This window comes from Massilia sp. S19_KUP03_FR1 (assembly GCF_036688685.1).
Taxonomy (GTDB): domain Bacteria; phylum Pseudomonadota; class Gammaproteobacteria; order Burkholderiales; family Burkholderiaceae_D; genus JALYUM01.
In genome coordinates this window covers 64,282-88,994 of sequence record NZ_JAQQPS010000023.1, presented here as the reverse complement: position 1 = coordinate 88,994, position 24,713 = coordinate 64,282, and the positions used below count along the sequence as shown (strand labels likewise).

At 63.4% G+C, this 24,713-nt stretch carries 20 protein-coding genes and 1 pseudogene; 6 read left to right on the top strand and 15 right to left on the bottom strand.

Features of this window, described 5'->3' with window-relative positions:
• Positions 1–62: 62 nt before the first annotated feature.
• Both V6M87_RS22405 and V6M87_RS22400 read right to left on the bottom strand, forming a co-directional pair.
• Positions 63–1,551 (bottom strand): annotated as a pseudogene (locus V6M87_RS22405) (IS1182 family transposase).
• 418 nt (positions 1,552–1,969) lie between these two features.
• Complete coding sequence (locus V6M87_RS22400; RefSeq protein ID WP_332878890.1) at positions 1,970–2,446, bottom strand: DUF4124 domain-containing protein; 477 nt, start codon at positions 2,444–2,446, stop codon at positions 1,970–1,972.
• 518 nt (positions 2,447–2,964) lie between these two features.
• On the opposite strand from V6M87_RS22400, the gene V6M87_RS22395 reads away from it, so the two are divergent.
• Complete coding sequence (locus tag V6M87_RS22395; RefSeq protein WP_332878889.1) at positions 2,965–3,819, top strand: CPBP family intramembrane glutamic endopeptidase; 855 nt, start codon at positions 2,965–2,967, stop codon at positions 3,817–3,819.
• The gene (locus V6M87_RS22390) at positions 3,816–4,385 is read left to right on the top strand and encodes a MarR family winged helix-turn-helix transcriptional regulator (RefSeq protein WP_332878888.1); all 570 of its coding nucleotides are present in this window, start codon (positions 3,816–3,818) and stop codon (positions 4,383–4,385) included. Before V6M87_RS22395 ends, V6M87_RS22390 begins: the two co-directional genes overlap by 4 nt.
• Before the next feature lie 2 nt (positions 4,386–4,387).
• On the opposite strand, the gene V6M87_RS22385 is transcribed toward V6M87_RS22390, so the two are convergent.
• From V6M87_RS22385 to V6M87_RS22370, 4 genes are all read right to left on the bottom strand, one after another.
• Entirely contained in the window at positions 4,388–6,082 is a 1,695-nt protein-coding gene (locus tag V6M87_RS22385; protein WP_332878887.1) for a tetratricopeptide repeat protein, read from the bottom strand.
• Positions 6,079–6,792 (bottom strand): sensor histidine kinase, encoded by a 714-nt coding sequence (locus V6M87_RS22380; protein WP_332878886.1) that lies wholly within the window; start codon positions 6,790–6,792, stop codon positions 6,079–6,081. The genes V6M87_RS22385 and V6M87_RS22380 overlap by 4 nt, the downstream gene beginning before the upstream one ends.
• Before the next feature lie 79 nt (positions 6,793–6,871).
• Positions 6,872–8,512: an FAD-dependent 5-carboxymethylaminomethyl-2-thiouridine(34) oxidoreductase MnmC gene (mnmC, locus tag V6M87_RS22375; protein WP_332878885.1), complete on the bottom strand. Its 1,641-nt coding sequence runs from the start codon at positions 8,510–8,512 to the stop codon at positions 6,872–6,874.
• Positions 8,512–9,069 carry a DNA-3-methyladenine glycosylase I gene (locus V6M87_RS22370; RefSeq protein ID WP_332878884.1) on the bottom strand — a complete coding sequence of 186 codons (558 nt, stop codon included), beginning with the start codon at positions 9,067–9,069 and terminating at the stop codon, positions 8,512–8,514. The genes mnmC and V6M87_RS22370 overlap by 1 nt, the downstream gene beginning before the upstream one ends.
• Before the next feature lie 63 nt (positions 9,070–9,132).
• On the opposite strand from V6M87_RS22370, the gene V6M87_RS22365 reads away from it, so the two are divergent.
• Together V6M87_RS22365 and V6M87_RS22360 are read left to right on the top strand one after the other, a co-directional pair.
• Positions 9,133–9,597, top strand: a complete 465-nt coding sequence (locus tag V6M87_RS22365; RefSeq protein ID WP_332878883.1) for an OsmC family protein — start codon at positions 9,133–9,135, stop codon at positions 9,595–9,597.
• Entirely contained in the window at positions 9,597–10,235 is a 639-nt protein-coding gene (locus V6M87_RS22360; protein ID WP_332878882.1) for an FMN-binding negative transcriptional regulator, read from the top strand. Before V6M87_RS22365 ends, V6M87_RS22360 begins: the two co-directional genes overlap by 1 nt.
• Positions 10,236–10,277: 42 nt before the next feature.
• Here the strand turns inward: V6M87_RS22360 and V6M87_RS22355 are convergent, their stop codons facing one another.
• The 4 genes from V6M87_RS22355 to V6M87_RS22340 all read right to left on the bottom strand — a co-directional run bounded on the left by V6M87_RS22355 (position 10,278) and on the right by V6M87_RS22340 (position 16,980).
• Positions 10,278–10,910, bottom strand: a complete 633-nt coding sequence (locus V6M87_RS22355) for a DUF4142 domain-containing protein (protein WP_332878881.1) — start codon at positions 10,908–10,910, stop codon at positions 10,278–10,280.
• A 167-nt stretch (positions 10,911–11,077) separates the two neighbouring features.
• Positions 11,078–12,712, bottom strand: a complete 1,635-nt coding sequence (locus tag V6M87_RS22350; RefSeq protein ID WP_332878880.1) for an acid phosphatase — start codon at positions 12,710–12,712, stop codon at positions 11,078–11,080.
• Positions 12,713–12,767: 55 nt separating this feature from the next.
• Entirely contained in the window at positions 12,768–14,405 is a 1,638-nt protein-coding gene (locus V6M87_RS22345; RefSeq protein ID WP_332878879.1) for an FAD-dependent oxidoreductase, read from the bottom strand.
• A gap of 64 nt (positions 14,406–14,469) precedes the next feature.
• Positions 14,470–16,980, bottom strand: coding sequence for a hybrid sensor histidine kinase/response regulator (locus tag V6M87_RS22340; protein ID WP_332878878.1), 2,511 nt, complete (start codon positions 16,978–16,980; stop codon positions 14,470–14,472).
• A 106-nt stretch (positions 16,981–17,086) separates the two neighbouring features.
• Between V6M87_RS22340 and V6M87_RS22335 the strand changes: the two genes are divergently transcribed.
• Together V6M87_RS22335 and V6M87_RS22330 are read left to right on the top strand one after the other, a co-directional pair.
• On the top strand, positions 17,087–18,565 hold the full coding sequence (locus tag V6M87_RS22335; protein ID WP_332878877.1) for a pyridoxal phosphate-dependent decarboxylase family protein: 1,479 nt from the start codon (positions 17,087–17,089) through the stop codon (positions 18,563–18,565).
• Positions 18,544–19,752: a RimK family alpha-L-glutamate ligase gene (locus V6M87_RS22330; RefSeq protein WP_332878876.1), complete on the top strand. Its 1,209-nt coding sequence runs from the start codon at positions 18,544–18,546 to the stop codon at positions 19,750–19,752. The genes V6M87_RS22335 and V6M87_RS22330 overlap by 22 nt, the downstream gene beginning before the upstream one ends.
• A gap of 141 nt (positions 19,753–19,893) precedes the next feature.
• Here V6M87_RS22330 and V6M87_RS22325 read toward each other — a convergent pair whose 3' ends face one another.
• The 5 genes from V6M87_RS22325 to V6M87_RS22305 all read right to left on the bottom strand — a co-directional run bounded on the left by V6M87_RS22325 (position 19,894) and on the right by V6M87_RS22305 (position 24,689).
• The gene (locus tag V6M87_RS22325; RefSeq protein ID WP_332878875.1) at positions 19,894–20,796 is read right to left on the bottom strand and encodes a hypothetical protein; all 903 of its coding nucleotides are present in this window, start codon (positions 20,794–20,796) and stop codon (positions 19,894–19,896) included.
• Positions 20,797–20,963: 167 nt separating this feature from the next.
• Entirely contained in the window at positions 20,964–21,740 is a 777-nt protein-coding gene (locus V6M87_RS22320; protein WP_332878874.1) for a bestrophin-like domain, read from the bottom strand.
• Positions 21,741–21,806: 66 nt separating this feature from the next.
• A complete protein-coding gene (locus V6M87_RS22315; RefSeq protein WP_332878873.1) occupies positions 21,807–22,553 on the bottom strand; it encodes a carbon-nitrogen hydrolase family protein in 747 nt (248 codons plus the stop codon).
• Between the two features lie 13 nt (positions 22,554–22,566).
• Positions 22,567–23,346, bottom strand: a complete 780-nt coding sequence (locus V6M87_RS22310; RefSeq protein WP_332878872.1) for an enoyl-CoA hydratase — start codon at positions 23,344–23,346, stop codon at positions 22,567–22,569.
• 146 nt (positions 23,347–23,492) lie between these two features.
• Positions 23,493–24,689, bottom strand: coding sequence for an acetyl-CoA C-acyltransferase (locus V6M87_RS22305; protein WP_332878871.1), 1,197 nt, complete (start codon positions 24,687–24,689; stop codon positions 23,493–23,495).
• Between the last annotated feature and the right edge of the window lie 24 nt (positions 24,690–24,713).

Genomic DNA, 24,713 nt, shown 5'->3' with positions numbered 1-24,713 from the left:
AGGGAACGTACCGTTATTGTCTCAGGTTGCGGCACCGGCGGGAACGGGAGCGCCTTAATTAATCAGCGTTTCCCTAAGGCGACCGCCAGAAGCGCCGCTTTTAGGCCCCAGAAATGGATAAAAGTCTTGATGGCCTTCATCATATCCGCAATGCCGAGGATAGCGACCAGTCGCTTGAGGTTATAGGCGAGTACATGCAGGCTCATCTCGGTCTTCACTCGCTCCAAACCGCTGCTTAGGAAATGCGTCGCCCCCATCCAGGCTTTGATGGTGCCGTAGGGATGTTCAACCGTACAACGTCGAATACGCATGGCATCCGGCGTTTGCTCGAGACGTGCCTGCATGTTCTCAAGCACATCCTGATGCTCCCAGCGGGTCACACTGCGATTGGTACTCGGCGTGCACTTTTCTTTAAGTACGCAGCTCTTGCAATTTGAACTCCAGCACCTGTGATTCGTCATGCCTTTTTTAACGGTCGCAAAGCGCCAGATGAGTGATTGACCCGCTGGGCAGCGATACGCATTTTTCTCTGGGTTCTAGATGAAGTCGGCTTTGTCGAATCGACCGTCTGCCTTGGCAGTGGAGGTCTTCGTTGGGGGCACCAGAGTTGCTATGCCTGCTTCATGACATGCCAGGACCTCCTTGCCACTAAAATAGCCCCGGTCGGCCAGCGCTATCAGCTCGGTCGTGCCGATTGCCTCACGCGCTTTCTTTGACCATTCCGGATAGTTGATCGCGGTCGTTGCCGATGTTTGTCACCTCGTGTTCGACGATCAAATGGTGCTTTGCATCGACGGCCGTTTGCACGCTGTACCCGACGATGCCGCCGCCGCGTGTCATCATGGATTGGGCATCCGGATCAGTTAACGAAATCTGTTTTTCGCCCGTATCTACAAGCTGCGCTTCAATTTCCTTGAGCGAAGCCATTTGCAATTTCAATGCCGCTTTCTTCTCTTCCTGCCGCACGCGTTTCGGCTTTGCGGCGCCGGGCTCCTGCCTGTCGGCGCTGTCGAGCTCGGCCAGGTAACGACCAATGCTCGCTTCGATCTCCTCCATCCGTCGCTTGAGTTTCGCGTCAGTGAAAATGCGATCGCGGCTGTTCACCGCTTTGAATTTGCTGCCGTCGATAGCGACGACGGCATCCGAAAACAGGTCGAGCTGCTGGCACAAGACGACGAACTGACGGCATACATTACGGATCGATTTGCCGTTGTGTTTTCGGAAGTTGGCGATCGTCTTGAAGTCCGGTTTCAGACATCCCGTCAACCACATCAATTCGACGTTCCGCTGCGCTTCGCGCTCCAGGCGCCGGCTCGATTGAATTCGATTGAGATAGCCGTAGATGTAAAGCTTGAGCATGACACTCGGATGGTATGCAGGCCGGCCCGTTGACGCGGGCTGCACACGCTCGAATCCAAGGCTGGCCAGGTCAAGCTGATCGACAAATACATCGACCACCCTGACCTGGTTGTCTTCGTCGACATAGTCGTCCAGTAGCTCGGGGAGCATCGTGGACTGACCTCGGTCTTCACCTTCGATAAAGCGCTTCATTTCGCACCCCGGATGATGAGATGCTGGCTTAACGTTTACCGGTCAGGTTTCGTTTACAGCAATTTACGTTTTTACACAGCCTGGACCGAAAGCGGAAGTTGCCTTCGGGCGATTGTACCGTGCAGGTACACCTATGCGCGGCGCTGCCATTGAGACGCTTTTCGTGTCTCACATGGGTTGATACGGCACCTTCGAGACATCGGCGCCTGGTTATCCAGACCCAAACGAGACGATCTACGTGACCTTTTGGGGCTTGCAGTTAGCGCGAGCAGGCCGCCATGGAATTCGAGCCGGCGCCGTCGATTGCAAGCGCATTTGCAGATAGCGTGAGCACGACTCTACGATCATTTGTACTTAATCTGAGCCAAAAATGGCGTCGAATGCGAGCACGCCCGTTTTCAAACGCGTGCCGTTACACTTAGGGGTACTTGTTCCGGTTCAGGACATTACCGTCCTTGCGCTCGATCCAGTTGCACTGATTGTTCTGGGGGTTCGACACATATTCCACACATTCGTAAGCGATACCCGGACAGGCGCTGTTGAACTCGCGGGACAGCGCCTGCCAGCCCTGGCCGACCGGGACAGCTGCAATCTTGTCGATCAAACCCTTGCACGACGACCCGACCAGGGCGGGATTGACCCGCACCGACCTGGTTTTATTATCTGGCTGCGGCAACGCCGACACGGTGGACTGGGTCGCCGGTGGCAGCACAACTGGCGCCGCTGTGACATGGATTTTCTGGCTGGCCTCGGGTGCCGCCGCGCGGTCGCCGTAGTGGACCTTGCCGTTCGGGTCGGTCCATTTGTAGATTTCCTGGGCGTCGGCGCCTGGACGAAACAGGCAAAACAGGACAGCGATCAGCGCCGCCGATGTCGCGGGGTGAGACATGTTCATGAAGTTCTTTCGACCTAAAATCATCCGGGGTGACGGAAACGCGCGCACCTGCTCGCCGAGGTCGTCGGCAATGCGTCGTTCCAGATCAGCCAGACTAGCAAATTTCTTTAAGGAAAAATGCTCGTATTGTCACTCGGGCTAAATAAATGCACAGTGATCCTGTGGACAAACAATCAAGTCGGGCATAAAACAATCATGTTCGACACAAGAGGCCGGCGTGTACATGATCTCGGGAACTTCCGCTTTCGGTCGCGTGTAGCGCGCTAGCCAGCCAGCGTGCGTTTTTACACAGCCTCGGCCAGATGGCCACGACGGCACGATGAGCCAAATCGCCAAGCCCTACTATGACTTGCGCCGTGGCCCGGGATAGCGAGGGCAACTATCCATCTGGAGCAGACACATTTGTCCATGCGAGATAGGATTTGACAAATAATATAAGCGCTTATATATTTACCGAACCGATAACTTAACTGTGCCAGGCTTCCATGACTGTGTATGCTGCGTCCCCTGATCGCAAGTTGTCTTCCTTGCCCGTGCATCGCGGCGTCACGCGCTTTTCAAGTGTGCGCATCGTGCTCGCAATGCTCGCTGTCTGCATCCCGGTTGCGCTGGTGCTGATCCTTTCCCACCAGATTCCCGACCGGGCCTTGCGGGCGTTTTGGCCGCCGCTTTTGGCAGCAGCGCTGGGCTTGGTTGGCTACATTGCTTATGTACGCAGGATCGAGAGGCGTGCTGTGACGGAACTGCATGGACCGGCACAAGGGATCGAACTCGGTGCGGGACTGGCACTGGGCACGCTGCTGTTCCTGGGCGCCGTCGGCATTGTGGCGCTGGCGGGCGACTTTGACGTGATCGGCACCGCCAACTGGCGCGCGTGTGCGAAGGCTTTTACCGACATGATGTTTGTGGCGCTGATCGAGGAAATCCTGTTCCGCGGCGTGATTTTCCGCTTGTGCGAACGTTCACAAGGTACTTGGCTGGCCATCGTTATTTCGGCCCTGCTATTCGGCCTGGCCCACCTGCCGAATGAAGGCATGACCGCATTCGCGGTGGGCAACACGGTCATTGCCGGGGTGATGTTTGCGGCTGCCTACCTGCAATCGCGCCGCCTGTGGCTGCCCATCGGCTTGCATTTTTCCTGGAACTTTGTCTCGGATGGCGTTCTCTCGCTGCCGACCTCGGGCAACGCTGCACATGGTCTCCTGCAATTACGCCTGACAGGCCCTGACTGGCTGACCGGTGGCGCCTACGGTTTGGAAGGCTCGGTCGTCACCTTGATCCTGATGACGGTCGTCAGCGCTATCCTGTTGCTGCGCGCCATGCGTGAAGGCCAATGTATCAAGCTGCGTGACGCAAAAGCCAGGCAAACGTGAAACAGGGACTCGGAACGCAATTGCGCCATCTTATTGAATTGCTCGACGGCGCGGTCGAGGCTTCGTACGTGCAAGCAGGACTCGACTACCGCCCTCGCTACACGCCCATCATGCGCGCCCTGATCGCGCAGGCGCCGCTAACAATCGGCCAAATCGTGGCGCACACTGGCCTCTCCCAGCCGGCCGCGACGCAGACGGTGGCGCTGATGATAAAACAGGGCCTGGTGACCAGTGCTGCCGGCAAGCTCGATGCACGTCAGCGGCTGGTTCAGCTGAGCGAGCTCGGACGGTCGATGGTGCCGCACTTGCAGCGCTGCTGGCTGGCCACGGCGGCGGCGGCCGCTAGCCTGGATGCGGACTTGCCCTACCCTCTTTCGGCGGTGCTGGCGGCAGCAGTGGAGGCATTGGAGGAGCACGGGTTTGGAGAGAGGATTCAGGTGGCAAGGGATGCCAGCGTTGGTGGCAATCCAGGAACGTTGGAAGCGATGGCCGCCGCCAAGGCACCAGCAGATGCGGCCGAGCAGGCATCGAAAGCACGCGCAAAGCCGAAGAACGACAAGACTTGATATCAATCGGCTGGCGCATCGTCAGCGGGCGGGAGCGTGCCATCCGGCGCCAGCAAGGCCAGCTGCTCCATCAACTGCGCAAAGCGCTGTTGCCCCGGATGGATGCGGTCGACATGCAGCAGCACCTCGATCGCCTCGTCGGCCAGCATGATCTGATAACCGTTCTGTTGCATCGCCGACACCAGTATTTGCGCTGCGTTGAACAGGATGCGCAGGTTGTTCGGCAAGGTGGCGCGCGCCGTGCGCATCCAGGCGATTGCTTCGTCGAGTTTCCCGGTTTTCCACAGCAGCACGCCCTGGTTCATCAGGTCGGCCGCTTCTTTTTTGGATGCGCGAATCAGCTCGACGCCCTCCTCGCCCATGCGCGCCTTGTCGAAAATCCGCTGGACCTCGTCCTGCAGCAGCAGGCTGTCGTGGTTGTTGCGGATCACGTAGCACAGCAACTCGACCGGCGCCTCCTTGACGCCGACGACAAACAGCAGCGTTGCCATCTCCATGCAGGTGGCGGTGTCGGGACGCTGGGGACTGAGCGCCAGCATTTCCTCGAGCTCGTCGCCGGATTTGCGCGCACGCCGGTAGTCGCCGGTCTCGTGGTAGACCATGCCCTCGGTGATCTTGACGCGCAGACGCACGTCGTCGGTCGGGAACTCGCGCTGGGCGTGGCCGAGCAGCAGCAGGGCTTCCTTGGGTTCGTTCTTCATGCCGCATACGCGCGCCAGGCCCAGATAAGCGTCCGCCGTTTTGAGGTACGAGTATTCACCGATCGCGATGCATTTTCTGAACGCCTTCTCCGCCATGCCCACATTGCCCAGTTTCAGGCACACCTGTCCGAAATGGCGCTGGCGCGGCACCGAATTGGGCGACAGGCGCGCTGCCCGTTCCAGCACCGAACAGGCTTCCTCCAGCTGCCCCATCTGCTGGTAGGCCAGCGCCAGCTGGTCGTAGGCATCGATGTAATGGCGATTTTCGGCAATCACACCCTGGAACAGCTGGCGTGCCTGTTCCAGCTCGCCGTTGGCCATGCGGATCTTGGCCAGGCCGGTGCGCGCCCACTGGTACTCGCGTTCGGCCAGCACTTCGTCGTACGCCTCGCGCGCCTTGATCGGCTGCCCGCTTTTCTCCATCAGGCGCGCCTTCATGCGCAGCAGTTCGATGCGGTGCACGTTGCCGCCCTCCTTCTGCGCGCCGCGCGCGATCTCTTCGTCGCACAGGCGCGCGGCGCGCAAATAATCCTTTTCGCCGTAGGCTTGGTCGATGGGGCGGAACACCTGCTTCTTGTGCCATACCCGGTTCAGGCGCGTCAGCAGCACGCCTTCGGTGATCGGCTTGATCAGGTAGGCGTCCGGCTGGTGCTCGGCCGCCCCCATCACCGACTCGGTGCTCTTTTCGGCCGACACCATCATCCACACGCTGCTGGGGTTGAGCAGGTTGCGCTGGCGCGCCTCTTCCAGCACCTGCTGACCATTTTTTCCCTCGCCGAGGTTGTAATCGCACAGCACCACGTCGTAGCGGATGCGCCCCAGCAGATTCATCGCTTCACCGCCGGAGGACGCCTGGTCGATATTCCGGGCGCCCAGGTTGCGCAGGCTCTCGCGCAACAGCTGGCGCACGCCGACGAAGTCGTCGACGATCAGGTAGCTCTTGTCGGCCCACGACACTTCCTTGAGCGTCGTCGCCGGCGGTTCGCGCGTGTTCATGGCAAGCGCAACACAAAGCATCCGCCGCTCAAGCGGCCGCCGTTCTCCAGGCGCACCGTGCCGGGCGTGCCGCGGTGGGCATGCATCTTCGCCACCTCGGTCGCAAAATACAGGCCCAGGCCGGCGCTGTTGGCGCCGAAATCGACCGCCCGCGTGCGTCCGGCAACAGCGCCGGCGGCCAGCAGCGCGGGCGGGAAGCCGGCGCCATTGTCTTCGACGCGAATCTCGAGCATGCCGTCGCCCCCCATCATCGACAGCCGAATGCGGTCGCGCGTGTAGCGCGTGGCGTTGTTGATGGCGTGGTTGACCACGCCGATGACCAGGTCTTCATCGAGGTGCCAGCAGAGTCCGGGCGGCGCATCGATCTCCAGGGTGATATCGCGCGCTTCGAGCAACACGCGGTTATTCGCGGCGACCTGCTCTGCCAGCTGCGCCACGTCAGTGAAAGCGATATCGAGCGGATAGGCGGGCGTGCCGACGTCTTTGTACAGGGCCAGCAGTTGCATCAGGTTGTCGTTCAGGCGGCGCGTCTGATACAGCATCTGCGCCATCTCCGGATAGGCTGCACTGTCGCGCAGCGGCGAGCCGGGTGCGGCATCGCCCAGCAGCCGCTCCAGCGTGCCCGACACCACGCTGATCGAATTTTTCATGTCGTGCGCGGTCGATGCGAGGAACACGAACAGGTCGTGTGCGTGCGGCGTGTCGTCCATCAGTACTGCCCTCCGATCCGGCAAAGAGTTGCCGCAAGCCAATTATACGGTGGCGCTGCGCGTGCTTTGTGCTATTGGATCAGAAGTCGTCGCCATCTGTTGGTTTTTGTTGAATACGGCGCGAGCGCAGCACGAAGCGGGCAGGGTCGAGCGCGTCCACGAGCTTGGCCGCCAGTGGCAGCGCTTCGCCTTCGAGCTGGGCCGCCAGCAGTTCGGCCGCCAACGGCGCCCAGATCAGGCCGCGCGATGCGTAACCCAGCAAGGCATACAGGCCGGGATGGCGCGGCACCTCGCGCAGGCGTTCGCGGCCGCCGGCGGCGTCGACGTCGGGCAGGCGGCCCACCAGCGGCAGTCGATCGGGCGCGACACAGCGAAATCCGACACGCCCGCGCAAAGGCGCACCGACGCCGATGCCGGCGTCCTGCAGCAGGTCGCGGATATTGTCCAGGTTGGCTTGCTGGCTACTGGCGCGCAGTTCGGGATCGGCGTCGGCATCGTAGCTGGCGCCGAAGCTGCAAACGCCCTGGGATGGCGGCGTGATGTAGGCCTCGCGGCACAGCACCAGCGGCAGCGCGGGGGCAGTGGCGGCGTCGATATGCGTCACCTGTCCACGTACCGCGGACAGGGGCAGCGTGTGCGCCTGCGCCAGCGCGCGCGCGCCGGGGCCGTTGGCGAGAATGACGGTGGCGGCGCTGGCGATCGTCTCACCTGCTGCATTCTTGACCAGCCAGCCGGCACCGGCGCGCTGGAGCGTCACGCTGCCGCTGTTGAAGCTTCGCGTCAGGCGCGTACCACAGGCATCGAGCATGGCGTCGCACACGCTGCCCGGACGCGCCCAGCCGCCCTGGCGGAACAGCCAGCCGCCATCGGGCGCGGGATGGCCCAGCCGCGCTTCGGCATCGGGCCGTTCCAGCCACTGCGCAAATTGCGGCGGATAGGCGGTCGCGCTGGCCAGCGCCCGCTGGACGACAGCATGCTGCGGATCGCGCGCCAGTTGCAGAACACCGCACGCGGCACCCTCGATTGTTGCGCCGATGCCCCCGAGTGTGTCCCAATAGCGCAGCGCGTACAGATACGCGGCGCGCGTCAATTGGGTCGGGATATTGTCGTCGCGCGAGAGCAGCGGCATGAAGATGCCGGCCAGGTTGCCCGAAGCTTCCATTGCCGGCGCCGCGTGGCGTTCGACCAGCGTGACGTCCCAGCCGCGCGCACACAGGCGCTCGCAGGCGGCGGCGCCCGCCAGGCCGGCGCCAATGACGACGGCGCGCCGCTCCGGTACCGGCGTGGTGGCCAGGCGCGGCTTACGGCTGGCGAAGCGGGCTTGCTGGCCATCGAAAACAAACCCTTGCGCTTGCAATGCGTCGATTTGCGCAGCGTCCAGCCCGGCCGCGTCGAGCCGTGCACCGAGCGCCGTGATGCGCGCCAGCGGCCGCGCGAACGCCAGGCCCGTAGCGTGGTGCAGACGGATCGCATCCAGGCTGGCCGTCATTTGCGCCAGCGCGTCGGCCAGCGGCAGCGCGATGAGGTCGAGCGTGACGGCGCTGTCTGGCTGGGGGATGCGGTGAAAGCCGGGCATCAGGCCGTTGGCCACGGCAATCACGTGCAAGTGGGTGGAGCGAGCCGGGTCGGCGCGCCATTGCGCAATGCGCGCGGCGCAGCCGCTGCCGTCGCCGTAGTCGGCGTCAAACAGGGTAAATCGTTTGCGGCCCTGCCAGTCCATTAGCGGGACGCGTGGCGGAAGCACTGCGGCTGGTGGTCGTCCACCATGCCGATGCCCTGCATGTAAGCATAGATGATGGTCGAGCCGACGAACTTAAAACCGCGTTTCAATAAATCTTTCGACAGGCGGTCGGACAGCTCGGTCTTGGCGAACCGTTCGCCGCTGCGGTTGACGATGGGCTGGCCGTCGACGAAGGCCCACAGATAGCTGTCGAGCGTTTGTCCCTGCGCGCGCAGGCGCAGGTAAGCCTGGGCATTCGTGATGGTGGCCGCCACCTTCAGGCGGTTGCGCACGATGCCGGGGTTGGCGAGCAGCTCGGCCACCTTGTCCGGGCCGTAGGCGGCGATGGTCTCCGGGTCCCAGCCATCGAAAGCGAGCCGGTAGGTATCGCGTTTGTTGAGTATGGTCTCCCATGACAGGCCGGCCTGTGCGCCTTCCAGGTTGAGCATTTCAAAGAGGATGTTTTCGTCGTGGCAGGGCACGCCCCATTCCTTGTCGTGGTAGGCAAGGTAGCGGGGATTGGCCATATTGGCCCAGCTGCAGCGGGTAATCGTCATGGCCCAAGTATATCGCGTTACCATAGCCGTGAACGCTCTTTGAAAACCCTTTGAAAGGACAGCATGAAACAGTTCACAGCGCGGTTGGCCTGGCGCCGCGGCAAGCAACCCTTCCTCGACCAGCGTTACAGCCGCGCCCATACCTGGGACTTCGATGGCGGCGCCACCGTGCCCGCATCCTCCTCTCCCCTGTCGGTGCCGCTGCCGATGTCGGATGCGGCGGCGGTCGACCCTGAGGAAGCGCTGGTCGCGTCCGTATCGAGCTGCCATATGCTGTTTTTTCTGTCCCTGGCCGCGCAGCACGGCTACATTGTCGATGCCTATGACGATCCGGCCATCGGCGAGATGGATGTCGATGCCGACGGCAAGACCGCCATGACGCTGATCCGCCTGCGTCCCGCGCTGGCGTTCAGTGGAGCCAATCTGCCCGATGCCGCTGCCATCGCGGCCCTGCACCACGCAGCGCACGAGCGCTGTTATATTGCCAATTCCCTGAAAACCGTCATCGTCATCGAGGAGCACGCCTGATGTACAACCCGCACCGTTTCGTCGAAACCCGCCTCGATGTGCTGCATACGTTGATCACCCAGCACCCGCTGGGCACGCTGGTCACGCACGGACCCGATGGCCTGGCGGCCGACCACATCCCGTTCGAGCTGGGCGCGCCCACCGCAGTTGCGCCGTTCGGCGTGCTGCGCGCGCACGTCGCGCGCGCCAATCCCCTGTGGCGCCTGACCGGCACGCAGGTACTGGCGATCTTCCAGGGTCCGTCGGCCTACATCTCGCCGTCGCTGTTCGCCGAAAAAGCCATCAGCGGCAAAGTGGTCCCGACCTGGAATTACGCCACCGTGCACGCGAGCGGCACCCTGACGGCGATCGAGGACAAAGAGTGGCTGCTGGCCTTCGTCAATCGCCTGACCGACCGCTTCGAAGCGCCGCGCGCGGAACCCTGGGCCGTCGAGGACGCACCACGGCCGTATATCGACGCCATGCTGAGCGCCATCGTCGGCATCGAAATCCCGCTCGCGCGCCTGGACGGCAAGTGGAAGATCAACCAGGACGACAGCGCGGCCGACCGGGTGCAAATTGCTGCCAGACTGAGTGCCGAAAGCGCCGGTGTGAAGATCGGCGCGCTCATGCAGGCGCGATCACCACAGCCTGAATAAAAAAAAAGCCCGGACACGCACCGGGCTTTTATCAGTCCATCATTACTTCCTGGCAGTGATCATTTCTGCCGACTTCATGTGCTGCTCGACCGTCGGCAGCATCTTGCCAGCCAGCGCCTTGACGTCGGCATCCTTGGCGGCTTTCTGGTCTTTCATCAGCGTTGCGTGCACCGCTTTGTGATCCGCCACGCCGGCGTTCTTCATGTATTCCTTGTCGAACTTGTCGCCTGACAGCTTATCCAGCTTGGCCGCCATGGCCTTGTGCTTGGCATCGAGTTCGGTTGACAGCGTCACGCCCTTCATTTGCGCCAGCGCCTGCACGTCGGCCAGCGCCTTGCCATGGTCATCGATCATTTGCTGGGCAAACGCCTTGACGTCGGCACTTTGCGACTTGGTCACGGCCATCTTGCCCGCTTCCACTTCGGCCATGTTCGCCATGCCCATGTCGATGATTGCTTTTTTGTCGGCGCTGGACAGCATGCTGCCGCTGGCCGTGGCGCCGGCCATCCCACTCATGCCGGACTGCCTGGTACCGTCCTGCGGGATATTCGTTTCCGGGTTGCTGTTCGCCTTGTCGCTGGTCGGATTGGTCTGCGCCGAAACGGGCAGCGTGCCGAACATGATGGCGGCCGCGCCGGCGCTGATCATTGCCTTCAATACTTTATGCTTTTCCATGCTTTTTTGCTCCGGTGGTTGGTCTGATGTTGTTGACAGTGGAAGAAAATTCTTACCAACTGATCAATATCAATGCAACCACAAGTTTATCGACGCAATTGTCGAGGCAGCGCACGCTAGCCCGTTGGAAATAAACTTAGATATCCGGAATAAGCATGAATTAGGCGTCACGCGCGAAAGCTGAGCGCACCCGTCAAATCGCCGGGTGGACGCGCGCCGCGCGCGGCAAACGCCTCGTTGCGCGTGACGATGCCTTCCAGCAGCGGCAGGCTGTGCACGCGCGTGATGAAGCGCAGGATCGAGGTGGTGTCGTAGAAATTATGGTCGACCGCACCCTTCTTGGCGAACGGCGAGACGACCAGCGCGGCAATGCGCGTGCCCGGGCCCCAACGGTCGCCTTGCGGCGGCGCCACCGGATCCCACCAGCCGCCGTTTTCGTCGAAGGTGATCAGCACGACCATGTTCTTCCACTGCGGCGATTTTTTCAGGTGTTCGATGACATTCGCAATATGCGCATCGCCCGATTCGATGTCCGAGTAACCCGCGTGCAGGTTCAGATTGCCCTGCGGCTTGTAGAACGCCACTGGCGGCAGTTTTCCGGCAACCACGTCGGCGATGAATTTGTTCGAGATCGGGCTGTCGCCCAGGCCGCCGTCGCGCAGGTGGGCTGCGCGCGCAGGCGTGCCCGGCGCAAACTGCCTGAAATAATTGAGTGGCTGATGGTGCGCCTGGAAGTTTGGCTTGGTGCCTTCGCCGCGCTTGTCGAGCGCAGCCTGGAAGGCGCCGCCGTACCAGGCCCAGTCGACGCCACGGCGCGACAGCAGGTCGCCGATGGTGTCGTAGGTTTGCGGCGGCAGCACCGATGCATCGCTCGGGTCGGCGTGCGCCGGGTCGCCGCCGGGGGCCGGACGCACCCAGGTTGGCTGGTAGGGTGGCGCCATCGTGTTGACGGCAAAACCGTCCGGCGTGATGGCGCCGCTGTTCACGTATTTCGGCTTGCCGCCCAGCGCCGAGGCGGGCGAATCGGCCGCCACCGCCAGGCGCACTCCGGTGGGACCATCGGCCAGCACGGCGATTTTTTTCGCGGCCGGCGAGTTGGCGGCATCCGGATACACCGGCACGCGCGCACTGATCAGGAACTGGTGGTTCAGGTACGAGCCGCCGAACGCGCCCATGAAAAAATTGTCGCACAGCGTGAATTCACGGGCGATCTGCCACAAGCCGAGGTTCTTGCTGCTCTCGCCGTAATAGCCCATGACCATCCCGCCTGTGTCGCCCCAGGCTGCAAAGCCGTCGTTGCGGCCACCGTTGATCTGCATCTGGTTCTGGTAAAACAGGTGCCACAGGTCGCGCGTGACGACGCCTTCCGGCAGCGGCTTGCCGTCCAGATCGGTCAGTTTGAACGGCGCATTCGGCAGGCCGCTGACCTGGTCTTCCGTGATCAGGTACTCCTTGCCGCCCAGGTTCTGGCGGCCCGGCACCATGCCGCCCCAGATCTTCGGCAGCGTCGGCAACACGCTGCCGTCGCGGTCTTTCTGGGCAGTGGGTGCCGGCGCTGGCGTCGCGCAGGGAAAATCGGCGAACAGGTTATTAAAACTGCGGTTTTCCAGGTAGATGACGACGACGTTTTTGACGTTGGCTTTCAGCTTGGCGTCGAGCGAGCCGGCCGATGCCGGCCTGGCGCCAGCCTCAGTCAGCGAGGGCAAGCCGCCCGCCACGCCCACGGCGGCAGCGGCCTGGAAAATGCGGCGCCGCGCCGGGCTGGCCGGTTGGTCTGCCTTGCTGTTCTCGTCGTTGGCCATGCTGGTCTCCTGAATAAAAACGCATTATCGGGCTTTTGGCCCTGATTGACAGTCTTTACAAAGCTAAAACCTGGTGCAGCGATGCGACAGCGGCGGCGCCCTCGCCGACCGCCGCGGCGACCCGCTTGACCGAGCCGCTGCGCACATCGCCCACCGCAAAAATGCCCGGCCGGCTCGTTTCCAGCGCAAACGGCGCGCGCGCCGAACACCATGCCTGTGGCGGCACGTCGGCCCCGGTCAGCACGAACTGCTTGTCGTCCAGCGCCACGCAGGCATTCAACCAATCGGTATTCGGCTCCGCACCGAGGAACAGGAACAGGTGGCGCACCGGCAGGCGCTGCGCTGCGGCGCCATGGGTACACAGGGCGATTTCGGCCAGGTGGCCGTCGCCATGCAGGGCACAGACTTCGGTGTGCGCATGCAGCGTGATATTCGGCGCCGCGTCGATACGCTGGATTAAATAGTGCGACATGGTGGCCGCCAGGCCCGGCCCGCGCACGCAGATGTGCACGTGCTGCGCATGGCGCGACAGGAACACGGCGGCCTGGCCAGCTGAATTGCCGCCGCCGACCACGACGACTTCTTCGTTCTTGCAAAAGGTCGCTTCCATGAAGGCGGCGCTGTAATAAATGCCGCGCCCTTCGTAGCGCGCCAGCTCCGGCAAGGGCGGCTTGCGATAGCGCGCGCCGGTGGCCACGACGATGGTGCGCGCATGGATGGTCTCGTCGTTATCGAGCGTGATGGCGTAACCGTTGGCATGCTCGCCAGCGCAGTCGACCTTTACGGCGAACACGGGCACCGCCACTTCGGCGCCGAATTTGCGTGCCTGGGACAGGCCGCGTCCAGCCAGCGCCTGGCCCGAGATCCCGGTCGGAAAGCCAAAGTAATTTTCGATTTTCGAGCTGGTGCCGGCCTGGCCGCCGGGTGCGGCGCGCTCCAGCACGGCGACCGCGAGGCCTTCGGAGGCGGCATACACGGCCGCGGCCAGGCCGCCGGGGCCGGCGCCGACCACGACGACATCGAAGCTGCGCCCGTCGAGCCGGTCCGGGCTGATGCCGGTGGCATCGGCCAGCGCGCGGATGGTGGGCCGCTTGAACACCTGGCCGTCGGGCAGGATGATGGCTGGCGTCTCGCCTTGAAGAATGCCGAAGCGCGCCATCAGGCCCGCGCTTTCGGGGTGGCGGTCGACGTCGAAATACGCCGCCGGCTGGCCGTTGCGGGTGATGAAGGAGCGCAGGCCCAGGGTCTCGGCATCGTCCTGCGAGCCGATCAGGATCAGGCCGCCGGTCTCGTCTGCGATGAACACCATCCGGCGCAAAATATAGGCGCGCATGATGGTCTCCGACAGGTCGGCTTCCGAGATCACGAGGGTACGCAACGCCACCTCATCGATAACGATCACATCGCAATCGACCAACGCGGTGCCGGTAGCGATGGCAGCGCGGCCGGCCAGCGTGCCCGCTTCGCCGGTGAAACTGCCGGGGCCGTGCGTGCCGATCACGTGCGAGGCGATGGCGCTACCGCGGGAGATTTCGATCTTCCCGGCCAGCACCACGTACATCGCGATATGGCGCTCGCCCTGCGTGAACAACACGCTGCCGGCGGGAATCTGGCGGCGCTCGCCGTAGCGCTGCAGGATGGCGAACTGGTCTTCGGTGAGCGACGGGAAAATCTGGTGCAGGCGCGATTCCATGGTGACCTCCGCTGTCGGTACGAGCGGTCAGTGTAGCGCATTCATTGTGACACTGACACTGGCCTTATGGCTGGTGCAGGCGCGCCAGCAGGCTGGTCAAGTGCCCGACGTCGACCGGTTTCACCAGGTGGTGCCGGAAGCCCGCTGCCAGCGCATCCGCGCGGTCCTGCTCGCGCCCGTAACCGGTCACGGCAATGCACACCATGTGCCTGGTGGCCGCTTGCGCGAGCAGGTGGCGCGCCAGCGCGTTGCCGTCCATGCCGGGCAAACCGATGTCGAGCAAGCCGACGTCGAACTGCCCGTGCGCGGCCCGTTCGATGGCGCGCAAGGGGTCATGTTCAACGGCGACCTCATGACCGCCCAGTTCCAGCACATCCTTGAGCATGTGCGCCGCATCGATATTGTCGTCGACCAGCAGGATGCGCAATGCTCCCTGCGTGGCTGAGGGAGCCGGCACCGGCGCGCCAACGGGCGCGGCCTGCACGCCGATAGCGCAACGCGGCAGGCGCACCGTAAAGCGGCTGCCCTGTCCCACCCCGGCGCTGACGCATGTCACGCTGCCGTGGTGCAGCTCGGCCAGGCTTTTGACCAGCGCCAGCCCGAGGCCAAGTCCGCCGGTGGCGCGGTCGATGCTGCGTTCGCCCTGGGTAAAAATATCGAAAATACAGGGCTGCAGCTCGGGCGTGATGCCGACGCCGTTGTCCTCGACCATGACGCGTACCTCGTCCTGGTCGGCGTCCATCGTCAGCCGGATGGCACCGCCGGCCGGCGTGTATTTGGCTGCGTTGTTAAGCAAATTGACAAATACCTGTACCAGGCGCTTGGCGTCGCCGTCCACCTGCGCCGCTTGCGCCGGCAGCGCGATGGACAGCAGGTGACCCTGCGCCTCGATGAGCGGGCGCGACTGCTCCACTGCGTTGGCCAGGATGGTCTGCATGTCCTGCGGTGCGCGCGTGATGTGCACCAGTCCCTGCGTAACGCGCGACACGTCCAGCAGATCGTCGACCAGCGCCGTCATGTGCGCGACCTGGCGCTGGATCACCTGGCTGGTCTGGCGCACCCTGGCGGGCGCCAGCTCGAACATCGTCATCAGCTGGGCGGCTGCGCTGATCGGCGCGAGCGGATTGCGCAATTCATGTGCCAGCATCGCCAGAAATTCGTCCTTGCGCCGCACTGCCAGGCGCAAGGCTTCCTGCGCGCGCGCGGTCTCCATCGCGTTCCAGGTACGCTCGGCCATGTCGCGCGCCACCAGCACATCCTCGTCGCTCCACGCGCGCGCGACATCGTCGTGCAGGCTCAAGATCGTGACCAGCTCGCCGCCCTTGAGCACGGGAATGGCCAGGTTGGCGCGCACGCCGATGCCGGCATAGGCCGCGGCGAAAGGCGCCGTGCGCGGATCGGTGCGCACATCGTCGACCCGCATCGCTTCGCCATTGAACAGCGCCGTCACCACCTCCGGCCCGAAGTCGTTCAGGCGCAAGGTGGTCGACGGCATCGGCGCGACGCCGGCCCGGCACCAGCCCAGGGCCACCAGGAAGCCTTGCTGGGCGGCGTCGACCGCCGCGTACTGCACCCGCGCGACACCCAGCTCACTGCCCAGGATCAGGCACGCGGTGGCCACGATGTCGTCGGGCGCGGACAGGTCGCGCAGCGCATCGGCCAGGCGCAGCGACACCTCCTGGCGTGCTGCGATGCCGCGCAGGGCCTCGGCCGCGCGGGTCTGGTCGGTGACGTCCTTGAACAGCACGCCGATCTTGTGCGCGCCTTCCGCACCGATGCGGAAGGCGAAAATTTCGAACCACTTGCCCAGGCCGGCGGCCTGGTGCACCGCGCGCTGGGGCGTACCGGTGCGTGCCACCTCGCCGTACATGCGCGGCCAGAAGTCTTCGATGTCCGGCACGATCTGCCTGATCGTGCGGCCGGTTGCGCCGACGATGCCGCTTTGTTTTTCGAAAGCCGGATTGGTCTCCAGGTAACGGTAGTCGACCGCCTTCCCGGCAGCGTCGAACAGGACCTCCAGCACACAGAACGCGTACTCCATCCACGCCACCAGCGCCCGGTAACTCTCTTCCAGCTCAGCCGTATGGCGGTGGGCTTCGGTCACTTCGGAACAGATCGCCAGCACGCCATGGACACCAGCGTCATCCTCGATCGGACTAAAACCAAAAGTCCACCACACCTCTTCGCGCTTGCCGTGACGCGTAAACGGCACCAGCGTGTTTTCATGCCACGTGGCGCCACGTCCTTCCATGACGAACGCAATATCGGGACCGATGATGTGCCAGGTCTCGGGCCAGCATTCGCGCCCTGGTTGGCCGAGCGCGCCCGGGTGCAGTTCCGGCCCCATCGTGCGCCGGTAGGCATCGTTGTAGAACTGGATCAGTTGCGGCCCCCACCAGATGAACATCGGGTGACTGCTGGTCAACAGCATGCGGACACTGGTTTTCAGGATCGCCGGCCAGGTGTGCGGCGACCCAAGCGGTGTTGCGGCCCAGTCGAATGCGCGCATCAAGGCGCCCATCTCGCCGCCACCGGACAAAAACGAGGGGTGAGCTTGCTGAACGGTGTTTCGCATCACGTGGCCGCCGCGTGTTTACAAAATTAAAGTATAAAGCGTTTCGTACCATCTACCGTGCATACTGCAGTTTCGCGCCACGCAAGCGATCTGGTACAGTCGATACATGCATCGTGACTCAACCTCCCCCGCCGACGGCAACCTCGACCCACGCGACTGGCCCGCCTTTCGCCAGCAGGGCCAGCAGATGCTCGCCGACATGCTCGACTACATCGAACACATCCGCGCGCGCCCGGTGTGGCAGCCGATTCCCGCCGCCACACGCCAGCTGTTCCATGCGCCGCTGCCGGCCGCGCCGCGCGCGCTGGCCAGCGTGCACGCCAGCGTCATGCAGGACATCCTGCCGCACGTGGTCGGCAATACCCACCCCCGCTTCATGGGCTGGGTGCACGGCGGCGGCACGCCGGTCGGCATGCTGGCCGACATGCTGGCCGGCGGCCTGAATGCCAACGTCGGCGGGCGCGACCAGATGCCGCTCGAAGTCGAAGCGCAGGTGGTGCGCTGGATGCGTGAACTGTTCGCGTTTCCCGACACGGCCAGCGGCGTGTTCGTTACCGGCACCTCGATGGCCAACTACATGGGTCTGCTGGTTGCGCTGACCCATGCGCTGGGCGCCAATTACCGGCGTACCGGGCTGGGCGAAAAAGGCGCCGCACTGGTGGCCTACTGTTCGGCTGCCACGCACAACTCGGTGGCGCGCGCGATGTCAATGGCGGGGCTGGGCAGCAATGCCCTGCGCCGCATCCCGGTCAATGCGGCCCAGCAGATGGACGTCAAGGCCTTGCAGCGCCAGATCAAGACCGACCGCGGCGCCGGCCGCACGCCCTTCCTGGTCATCGGCAGCGCCGGGACAGTCGATGTCGGTGCGGTCGATGCCTTGCACGACATCGCCGACCTCGCCGCGCGTGAAAAAATCTGGCTCCACGTCGACGGCGCCTACGCCGCGCTGGGCATGCTGGCGCCCGATATCGCGCCGCTGCTGGCCGGCATCGAGCGCGCCGATTCGCTCGCTTTCGATTTCCACAAGTGGGGTCAAGTCCAGTACGACGCCGGCTTTCTGCTGGTGCGCGACGGCGCGCAGCACCGCGCCGCGTTTGCCGCCTCGGCCGACTACCTGCAGCGCGACGCGCGTGGCCTGGCCGGCGGCGATGTCTGGCCGTGCGACCTGGGTCCCGATCTGTCGCGCAGTTTCCGGGCCCTTAAAACCTGGATGACGTTCACGGTGCTGGGCACCGAGCACATCGGCGCGTCGATCAGCCAGTGCTGCCGGCTGGCGCGTTATTTGCGCGACCGGGTGGACGCGTCGCCCGAACTGGAACTGCTCGCGCCGGTGGCGCTGAACATCGTCTGCTTTCGTTACGTGTGCGGCGATGCCGACCGCATCAACCGCGAAATCGTGGCCGACCTGCACGAAGCAGGCATTGCCGCGCCGTCCACCACCGTCATCGACGGCAAGCTGGCCATTCGCGCCGCCATCGTCAACCACCGTACGCAAGACGCCGACATCGAGATCCTCATCGCCGCCGTCATCGCGGCCGGTTACACCTATACCAAAGACCCTGCATGCACTCCACTTCCTCCCTGATTGGCGTCGCGCCGCTGATGCGCCAGGCGTTCATGGACGTCGACCTGCGGCCCCTCGGCGCCGAACTGCTGGCGCGCGCCCAGGCCAATCCGGACGACGCTAACGCCGTATTCGATTTTTCGACGGTGCTGCAATTAACTGGCGAGCGCGAGGCGGCGCTGGCCGTGCAGATGGAAGCGATCCGCATCGATCCGCTGTACACGATCCCCTCGAAACTGCCCACGCGATTGCGCCTGCTGACCATCATGGGACCGGGCGACCTGATGTCGAATACGCCGATCGAATTTCTGCTGGAAGACGCGGACGTGGCGCTGGACATGCTGTTCCTGACGCTCGATACCGAATGGCCGGAGACGGTACCGGACCACGACGTGCTGCTCGTCGCGATTGCCGAATCGGAAGCGAACCGCGACTTGCTGCCGCTGGTGGCGCAACTGGTGGCGAACTGGCCGCGGCCCGTCATCAATCGTCCCGAACACATCGCGGTGCTGTCGCGCGACGGCGTCTGCGCGGCGCTAGCAGGCGTGGACGGCATGCTGCTGCCAAAGACCATCCGCACCGACCGCGGTTCGCTGGGGGCGTTGGCGGCAGGCGATATCACGGTACAGGAACTGCTGCCGGGCGACGCGTTTCCGTTGATCGTGCGGCCTTTGGGTTCGCATGCGGGTACGAACCTGGACAAGGTAGCCGATTCCGGCGAACTGGCTGCGTATTTGCACCGGGTTGGCGGGGACGAGTTCTACCTGTCGCGCTTCATCGACTACAGCGGTGCCGACGGCCTGTTTCGCAAGTACCGTGTGGTGCTTATCGCAGGGGTGCCCTACATCTGTCACTTTGCCATTTCGAAGCACTGGATGATCCACTACCTGAATGCGGGGATGGCAGAGAGCCTGGAGAAGCGCCAGCAGGAAGCCGAATGCATGCTGCACTTCGACCAGCAATTCGCCAAGCGCCACCGCGCCGCGCTGGCGGAAATCAACCGCCGCATCGGCCTCGAGTACGTCGGCATCGATTGCGCCGAGACCGCGGACGGTCAATTGCTCATTTTCGAGATCGACAATGCGATGATCGTGCACGGGATGGACCCGGTCGACATGTACGCCTATAAGAAACCGGTCATGCAGAAGGTGTTCACGGCGTTTCGCGCGCTGCTCGAAAGCGTGCGGGGCGATACGCGGGTGGCTTGATGCAGCGTGCCTGGACGGTTGGCCTAAAAACCGTCATACCCGCGCAGGCGGGTACCTATAGCACCTTCGCTTTATCGCTACACTCGTCATAGGTGGTATGGGCCCCCGCCTGCGCGAGGGTGACGCATTTGGGGCGCGGGCTCAAGCGGCCAATAAGGCCTGCATGAACGCCCGCTTCGGCCCCGAGCGCGGACTCGACCAGAACGATTCACGCTCGAGGTACACGCTGTCATCGCTGACGATGCGCACGCGCGCCGGCTTGCCCAGCATGACCGAATGAACGTAGGTCGCAAACGTTTCGGCGAAGTCGTCGAAGGCGTTGGTCGACGCGTACAGCGACGGAAAAGACGTGTCCTGCAGCGCGCGGTACGCGGACAGCATGGCGGCGTCGTCCAGGCCTTGGGTAGCGTAATAAAAAATTCCGCTGCGCTCCGCAAAATCCTCTTCCAGCTTGGGCACGATGCGCTTGTCCGCATCGATCTGCCAGCCCAGGCGCAGGAAATCATAGTCGCCGGTCTGTTTCATGGCTTCCGGCGGCAGCCACCAGATCGGCAAGAACTGTTTACCGGCCGTGAGCACATGGCCGAATTCATGCAGCAGCAAGAACTGCATGGCATTCGCGCGGGTGTTGTCGGCGCCATCGGCAATTTCCACTTCCAGGCGCAGCTGCGAGCTGCTTGAAAACGGCGTGTTTTCCTTCCAGGTGGCCCAGGCGTTTGCGGTGCGGTCCATGAACGCGTCCAGGTCCAGCATCACCACGGAGCCGAGTATCTGTCCGTCATGGTTGACGATAACGTCGGTGATGGCCGACGACCCCAGCCCGGTACTGAAATACACCCCCAGCAGCGCGCCATCGAGCATCGCGAGAACCGATGAAGGGATGTGCGCCATCGCCGTCTGCATGTCGCGCAGGAAGTCGGGCGGGGCCTCGGCCGCACCCGGAATCGCCTCCACCTGCAAGGCCGTATTGACCATGCCGACATAACGCACCAGCTCCGCCGGCGCGGGGCCGTGGCGGTCGATGATGTCAATCTGCGCCATCATGGCCCAGAAATCAGGGGAGTCGGTAACGATCAAAACAGCCTCGCGGGAGAGTCAATACAGGGCGTCGGCAATCCGGAACGGGCGCCGCTATCTGCTCCATTAACGGCTGGTTTGCGCAAAACTTTACGCGCCCTGTTCCCAGCTCGCGCCGAGGACTGCTGGCACGGTTACCGGATGCTCTCGCGCAGCTCGGCCAGCACCTGATCGGCCGCGTCGATTCGGATCAGCCCCAAGCGCGGGTTCTCCAGGTCGAGGATCACGTAAAAGGTCAGCGACATGCTGATCGCGAGAATCAGCATCGAAAACCAGTTGCGCCGCGCGGTGGCGCAGGTGATGTAGCCGACCAGCGCCGCGCTGACCAGGCACAGGCTTGCAAGCAACTGAAAAATAATACGGGGCGGATGGTTCTGCGTCGCCGTGGCCCGGGTCGTGGTGATGTCGATCAACGCGTTCAGTGCCGGGAGCAGCACGCGCGCCACGTGTCCGCTGGCGTCGCCTGCGCTTGCAGCGATTGCCGCCGCCCACATCTTTTTTTGCAAGGCCGTTTCCTCTGCAATCCTGGCGCGCATGCCGGCGCCGTCCTGCACATCCTGATAGGTAGCGATGCGCAGGTCCAGGTAGCGGCGAAACAGTTGCCGCATTTCCGGCTGGGAGTCACGGGGCAGCAAGTCGATGCGCAGGTAGGCCGTCCCGATCGCATTCGCCTCCTCGGTGATCAGGTGGCGCCGTGCTTCAAAGCGCGACGCGGCGCCGGAAAACGTGAATGCCAGCAGCAAGCCGAGTAAGCCGAATACGGCCGCCTCGGCCGGACCGGTGCCCTTCGCCACGCCGTCGCTGTCACGCGCGAGTCCCCGCTTGCCGATGCGTCGTCCGACCTCGAATAGCGCCAACATGCCGAACAACAGCGCAATGGCCGATAAGGATGCCGCGAGCGTGACTCGCATGATCGTCTGCCTTGTCGAATGGCATTAGCCCGGGTGCACGAGCCGGCTGCCAGGAACACGAAAAGTTTATTCTATATCGTGGACGATCACGCCCTCACGTCCTTCCATCACCCTGGCCACGATGGCGCCGACCGGGCTCACGATACAGGTACAACCGTGACTCAACTTCGCGTCGTGGTGCCCGACGACATCGGACGACACGACCCAGCACCCGGTTTCAACAGCACGCGCCTGGAGATTGAGAACGCTGCGCGCACGCCATCGATCGGCGGTGGCTGGCGCCAGCAAGTTATTCAGCGGATAACAGATCAGTTGCGCGCCCAGATCGGCAACGCGTTGGGCGCAAGCGGGGAAATTGGCATCGGCGCAGATGTTGATGCCATAGGTGAAAGCGCGTGTTTGGAAGACCGGACTGGCATTTCCGGGCAAAAACGCCTGTTCGTTGGGGTGATTCTTGGCATAGATGCCGACAAGCTCGCCGCCGCGGATGACGGCAGCCGCATTGTAAAAACCGTTCGCGCGCCGCTCGATGAAGCCCACGATCAGATCGGGGGTCAGCCCTGCAAACGTCGCTGCAAATGCCTGCAATTGCGGGCTGTCTGCCGCAATGGCCCGGTTGGCAATCAGATGCCGATCGGTCGTGTATCCCTGCAAAAAACATTCGGGAAATACCACCAGGTCGACGCCTTGCGTCTCACACCACTGCACGTCATGCAGGAGGCGCCGCGTGGTTCCTGGAATGTCATCGGCCAGAGGGGCGCACTGAAATGCGGCGACGCGGCAGGCGTTTGCCTTTGGTCTGCGCGTCGCCATCAGGGCGCAACGCTTAGTCGAACGTCGAAAAATCCGGCTTGCGCTTCTCGAAGAACGCCGTAAAGGCTTCCTTCGCTTCCGGCGCCAGCAGCATGGCGCCGAAGCGTGCATTTTCGGCGGCAATGGCGGCCAGCGTGGCTTCCTTGCGTGGCGCTCGCATCAGCGCCTTGGTGGTGCGCACCGAGGCGGCTGGCAGCGCAACCAGGCGCGCGGCTTGTTTTTGCGCGAACGGCAGCAGCTCGTCGGCGCTCAATACTTTCGAGACCAGGCCCATCTCGAACGCTTCCTGGGCCGTGAAGGCGTCGCCGAGCAGCAGTTTTTCGGCGGCGCGCGGGTAACCTGCGAGTTGCGTGAACAATAGGCTGGAACCAAATTCCGGACACAGGCCAAGCTGGGCAAAGGGCATCGAGAATTTGGCATTGTCGGCGCAGTAGACCAGGTCGCAGTGCAGCAGCAGCGTGGTGCCGATGCCGATGGCAGCACCCGAAACGGCAGCGATGACGGGTTTGGTGCAGCCGATCAGGGCGCGCATGAACTGGAATACAGGTCGACTTTCAGGCGCCACACCCGGGACCGGGGCCGAGTTCTTCATGAAGTCGTCGAGGTCGTTGCCGGCGGTGAAGATTTCGGGCTGGCCGGCGAGCAGGATGGCGCGGATAGTCTTGTCGTCGTTGGCGGCGACCAGGGCGTCGGCCATGGTTTGGTACATGACGGCGGTGATGGCGTTTTTGCGCGGGAGGCGGTTGAACTGGAGCGTGAGGACGCCGTTTTCGGTTTTGCTGAGGATATCCATTTTTTTGTGTCCCTTTTGTTTTTGCGCTGGCGATTTAGCTAGCGTGGTATAGGCCCCGGCCTGCGCCGGGGTGACGGTTCGCGTGTAACGATATAAAAAGGGCGCTGGGTTTCCCGCAGCGCCCTTCTGTCAGATCGCGCTGTAACTTACACGCGTTCGATGATACCGGCGGCGCCCATGCCGGCGCCGACGCACATCGTGACCATGCCGTATTTCAGCTGGTTGCGGATCAGTGCGTGGACGACCGTGGCGGCGCGAATCGCGCCGGTGGCGCCGAGCGGGTGGCCCAGGGCGATTGCGCCGCCCATCGGGTTCACTTTGCGGGTGTCCAGGTTCAGGTCGCGGATCACGGCCAGGGCCTGGGCGGCGAATGCTTCGTTCAGTTCGATCCAGTCGAGCTGGTCCTGCGTGATGCCGGCCGCGGCCAGCGCGGCAGGAATGGCGAACTTCGGTCCGATGCCCATGATTTCAGGCGGCACGCCGCGCACGGCGAACGACGAAAATTTCGCCAGCGGTGTCAGGTTGTGCTCGCGCAGGATTTTTTCGCTGACCAGGATCAGGGCGCCAGCGCCGTCGGACATCTGCGACGACGTTGCCGCGGTGACGGTACCTTTGGCAGCGAAGACTGGCTTCAACTTGGCCATACCTTCCATGCTTGCGTCAGCGCGCGGGCCTTCGTCGGTGTCGGCCATGCGCGTCTTGACCTTGATTTCACCGGTCGTCAGGTCAGGCGTGCGGGTCGTGATTTCGACCGGCGTGATCTCGTCCTTGAACAGGCCGGCCTGCTGGGCGGCGATGGCGCGGCGGTGCGATTCCAGGCCAAACGCGTCCTGGTCTTCGCGCGACACTTTCCATTGCTTGGCGACGTTTTCCGCGGTCAGGCCCATGCCGTAGGCCAGCGCGACATTTTCGTCTTTAAACGTGTTCATGTTGATCGACGGGTGGTGGCCCATCATCGGCACCATCGACATCGATTCGACGCCGCCGGCGATCATCACGTCGGCTTCACCGACGCGGATGCGGTCCGCAGCCATGGCCAGCGAGGTGATGCCCGAGGCGCAGTAGCGGTTGACAGTCACGCCGCCAACCGTGTTTGGCAAGCCGGCCAGGATCACCGAATTACGGGCAATATTGAAACCCTGTTCGGCTTCCGGGAACGAGCAGCCAATGATGGCGTCGATGATCAGTGCCGGGTCCAGATTCGGCACGGCAGCCATGGCGCCACGGATGGCGGCCACCAGCAGGTCGTCCGGGCGGGTCTTGTTGAACATGCCGCGTGGTGCTTTGCCGATCGGCGTGCGGGTCGCGGCGACGATGTAGGCGTCTTGAAGTTGTTTGCTCATGGTTTTTATCCTGTAGTTTCGGCG